This window comes from Nitratidesulfovibrio oxamicus (genome assembly GCF_015731765.1).
In the GTDB taxonomy this organism is placed as follows: domain Bacteria; phylum Desulfobacterota; class Desulfovibrionia; order Desulfovibrionales; family Desulfovibrionaceae; genus Cupidesulfovibrio; species Cupidesulfovibrio oxamicus.
Map to the genome: position 1 here is coordinate 1 of NZ_VRYY01000757.1, position 596 is coordinate 596.

At 69.3% G+C, this 596-nt stretch carries 1 protein-coding gene; it reads right to left on the minus strand.

Translation table 11 applies throughout. The features are described from left to right. Positions 1 to 246 precede the first annotated feature (246 nt). Positions 247 to 596: phosphatidylglycerophosphatase A family protein (locus FVW20_RS18200; RefSeq protein ID WP_196610690.1), on the minus strand; the 350-nt coding region annotated here is incomplete at its 5' end.

The following is a 596-nucleotide window of genomic DNA, read 5'->3' on the forward strand; positions in this document are numbered from 1 at the left end:
AGCGGGGCTGATCCGCCACCGGCCAGGCATGCGCACCGACAGCGGGCCGCTGTCCGCACTGCCCGCGCCGCACAAGCCACGCCGTGAGCTCAACGCACGCACGCAACGCGCGACGGCCCGCGCATCACGAACCTCGTGATACGCGGGCCGTCGTGCCGCCATGTGATATTTATCAATTATTATATATAATTGCAATCCCACTCGCGGGTCACCGCATCGTTCCGGCAGCCTGCCGCCTGCCTCCCCTTATCCAGGCAGGCCCAGCCACAGCAGCACGGCCAGCACCGCAGCCGCGCAGGCCCCGGCCACCATGTCGTCGATCATGATGCCCGGGCCGCCCTCCAGCCACGATTCCGAGGCCCCAACCGGGCCGGGCTTCAGGATGTCGAACACCCGGAACAGCACGAAAGCGGTCAGCACGCCCAGCGGCGACAACGTGGCAAAGGGCAGCATGGTCATCCACTGCCCGGCCACCTCGTCGATGACCACGCTGCCGGGGTCGCACCGGCCCAGCACCTGCGCGGCGCGTCCCGCCGCCCAGGCTCCGCCGCAGAACACCGCCAGCAGCACAACCACGCGCCAGCCCAGCGGCAGGG